The sequence below is a fragment of the Shewanella sp. BJSY2023SW001 genome, from assembly GCF_047314685.1.
GTDB lineage: Bacteria > Pseudomonadota > Gammaproteobacteria > Enterobacterales > Shewanellaceae > Shewanella > Shewanella indica.
In genome coordinates this window covers 383-3,869 of the sequence record NZ_JBKORF010000059.1, presented here as the reverse complement: position 1 = coordinate 3,869, position 3,487 = coordinate 383, and the positions used below count along the sequence as shown (strand labels likewise).

Genomic DNA, 3,487 nt, shown 5'->3' with positions numbered 1-3,487 from the left:
CACCAATTATCGCTTAGGTAAGGAGGTGATCCAGCCCCAGGTTCCCCTAGGGCTACCTTGTTACGACTTCACCCCAGTCATGAACCACACCGTGGTAAACGCCCTCCCGAAGGTTAAGCTATCTACTTCTGGTGCAGCCCACTCCCATGGTGTGACGGGCGGTGTGTACAAGGCCCGGGAACGTATTCACCGTGGCATTCTGATCCACGATTACTAGCGATTCCGACTTCATGGAGTCGAGTTGCAGACTCCAATCCGGACTACGACCGGCTTTATGAGATTAGCTCCACCTCGCGGCTTCGCAACCCTCTGTACCGACCATTGTAGCACGTGTGTAGCCCTACTCGTAAGGGCCATGATGACTTGACGTCGTCCCCACCTTCCTCCGGTTTATCACCGGCAGTCTCCCTAAAGTTCCCGGCATTACCCGCTGGCAAGTAAGGATAGGGGTTGCGCTCGTTGCGGGACTTAACCCAACATTTCACAACACGAGCTGACGACAGCCATGCAGCACCTGTCTCAGAGTTCCCGAAGGCACCAATCCATCTCTGGAAAGTTCTCTGGATGTCAAGAGTAGGTAAGGTTCTTCGCGTTGCATCGAATTAAACCACATGCTCCACCGCTTGTGCGGGCCCCCGTCAATTCATTTGAGTTTTAACCTTGCGGCCGTACTCCCCAGGCGGTCTACTTAATGCGTTAGCTTGAGAGCCCAGTGTTCAAGACACCAAACTCCGAGTAGACATCGTTTACGGCGTGGACTACCAGGGTATCTAATCCTGTTTGCTCCCCACGCTTTCGTGCCTGAGCGTCAGTCTTTGTCCAGGGGGCCGCCTTCGCCACCGGTATTCCTCCAGATCTCTACGCATTTCACCGCTACACCTGGAATTCTACCCCCCTCTACAAGACTCTAGTTTGCCAGTTCGAAATGCGGTTCCCAGGTTGAGCCCGGGGCTTTCACATCTCGCTTAACAAACCGCCTGCGCACGCTTTACGCCCAGTAATTCCGATTAACGCTCGCACCCTCCGTATTACCGCGGCTGCTGGCACGGAGTTAGCCGGTGCTTCTTCTGCGAGTAACGTCACAGATGTAAGGTATTAACTTACACCCTTTCCTCCTCGCTGAAAGTGCTTTACAACCCGAAGGCCTTCTTCACACACGCGGCATGGCTGCATCAGGGTTTCCCCCATTGTGCAATATTCCCCACTGCTGCCTCCCGTAGGAGTCTGGGCCGTGTCTCAGTCCCAGTGTGGCTGATCATCCTCTCAGACCAGCTAGGGATCGTTGCCTAGGTGAGCCATTACCTCACCTACTAGCTAATCCCACCTGGGCTTATCCATCAGCGCAAGGCCCGAAGGTCCCCTGCTTTCCCCCGTAGGGCGTATGCGGTATTAGCAGTCGTTTCCAACTGTTATCCCCCACAAATGGGCAAATTCCCAGGCATTACTCACCCGTCCGCCGCTCGTCATCTTCAAAAGCAAGCTTTTGAAATGTTACCGCTCGACTTGCATGTGTTAGGCCTGCCGCCAGCGTTCAATCTGAGCCATGATCAAACTCTTCAATTAAAGTTTTGGTTGATTCCGAAGAATCGACTCAATGAATTCTGTTCGTATGAACACTCTTCATCGAGTTAAATCGTTTTGTCGATTTCTCAATGCCTGTGAGTGTCCACACAGATTTGCTTGTTTATCTTGTTAAAGAGCAATCCCTTAGACGCTGTGGCCATCGGGTCAGGGCTGCGTATTCTACGCTTTCCTGCTGCGGCGTCAAGAGGTATTTACCATCTTTTTTCGCCTGTCGTTGAAAGGACTCAAGAGCCTCTTTTCTTCGACCCTGTCACGTCTTTCGCGTTGCCGCTGTGCCGTGTCAGTGGGAGCGCATTATAGGGAGCCTGAACTTTTGTGCAAGGGCTTTTTAAAAGAAAAAACCACTTTATTGACTGACTGTAGAAACCCCGCTCAACCACACAGCTTACCTACCCATTAACCACAGACTTATCCACAAACTGAGTTGTATAAGCAATTCTGCTAGTCAGACTCAGGAGAAAGATTCATCCCATGTAATACACCTCATTAGCCATGAAACCAGTCAGAAATAATTGAGATTCAGCATAATTGCTGAAATGTTTTCTCATCCCGTACAGGGTTGTGCCTAAATTAATAGCCTAGAAACAAGAATCCCCAAGTTTAGCTGCACGGCTCAGCGACTTTGAGTACCCGGCATCTTCATACATGCCGATGATAAAATAACTGCGCCAACTAACTTAGCAATCACATAGCTATATTTTTAGTCTGGGGCAACTTAGAGCATTAGTGAATAGCTATAGATAAACGATTAATACCTACCACTCTTCATTAGCTCAGTTGCGGCCGCTGCATTTATCAAGAATACGCACGGACAACTATGTCCTTAACAGCCCTGCTGGGTGCGAGTCGAACTAGTGTTAATACTTGGGTCGCAAATTACCTGGCTGATGGGCTCAATGGTTTGCTTGATAAACCTAAACCCGGACAACCCAATCAACTCTCTCATCAATTAGAGCAAATTAAAAAGTTTATCGAGAAAAATGCCATCAAGCAGGATGGTGTACCGTTTACTCCATGCGCTTGATTTCAGTCTCATCCCGGGTCATCTTCCACTTGAGCGTGTGGATGTGTGGTTCCAAGACGAAGCCAGATTTGGCCAAAACGACAAGACTTTGGGCAAAACGGAGTAGCCGTCCCCGTGCCGTCAAACAGCAGCAGTTTGATTATGGGTATCTGTTTGGGGCAGTCTGCCCAAGTAACGGTAAAACGGAAGCATTGATTACGCCCTTGGTCAACAAAGATGCCATGATGCTTCACCTTGACTCACTTTGATTAAGTTGCCCACTTATTCCCCAGAGCTGAACCCGATGGAGCAAGTTTGGTAATGGCTCAGACAACACTGTCTTTCCAACCGAGTATTCGATTGCTACGAGCAAATTGTTGAGCAAGTATCCCGAGCCTGGAATACCTTCATTGAGAATACTGGTCGGGTGAAATCTCTGTGCTCCAGGGGCTGGATAGATCAGGGACTGGATAAATCTGACCAGATAAACCAGTCGAGCCATTCTCAACATATCCACAGCACCATCTCACATGGGGGCGAAAGACATCTGCTCATCAAGCACAGCTTGATAGATGGCTGTAGCGCGAAGCAGCTTGGCTGCGAGCTGAGGGGCACACACTGCGCCAGCCGCTTTGGGCTGCATGTTAAGTCGTGCTCGCTGGAAGCGAGACAAACAAAAAAGTGAAAATAAAATTGGGCGTCTGGCGATGGCCAGCTTCGAGCAAGCTCTGCGCGTTCGTTTGTCGCATCAAACTGAGTTTGATAAACACGACAACCTCACCCTACCCACATGGGATTGTGCCTCACTGCGTTCGGACTCTTTATCTTCCCCATGTGAGAGTGGACATATCAAAATGCTATTAAAACGAAAAATCCCCAACACAGAGTGCTGGGGATTTT

Annotated in this window: 2 protein-coding genes, 1 rRNA gene and 1 pseudogene; 3 read left to right on the top strand and 1 reads right to left on the bottom strand. The window is 49.7% G+C overall.

Features of this window, described 5'->3' with window-relative positions:
- Window positions 1–18: 18 nt before the first annotated feature.
- Window positions 19–1,563: ribosomal RNA gene (locus ACMHXH_RS13900) — 16S ribosomal RNA — on the bottom strand.
- Window positions 1,564–2,401: 838 nt separating this feature from the next.
- Here ACMHXH_RS13900 and ACMHXH_RS13895 point away from each other — a divergent pair.
- From ACMHXH_RS13895 to ACMHXH_RS13885, 3 genes and pseudogenes are all read left to right on the top strand, one after another.
- Window positions 2,402–2,608 (top strand): helix-turn-helix domain-containing protein, encoded by a 207-nt coding sequence (locus ACMHXH_RS13895; protein ID WP_071477231.1) that lies wholly within the window; start codon window positions 2,402–2,404, stop codon window positions 2,606–2,608.
- A gap of 13 nt (window positions 2,609–2,621) precedes the next feature.
- Window positions 2,622–3,041: pseudogene (locus ACMHXH_RS13890) on the top strand (transposase); the annotation flags it as partial.
- Between the two features lie 187 nt (window positions 3,042–3,228).
- The coding region (locus tag ACMHXH_RS13885; RefSeq protein WP_413738183.1) for a hypothetical protein at window positions 3,229–3,487 on the top strand (259 nt) is incomplete at its 3' end.

Excerpts from the sequence above, each read along its gene's own strand:
- ACMHXH_RS13895 (WP_071477231.1), top strand. The coding sequence starts at position 2,402 with ATGTCCTTAACAGCCCTGCTGGGTGCGAGTCGAACTAGTGTTAATACT.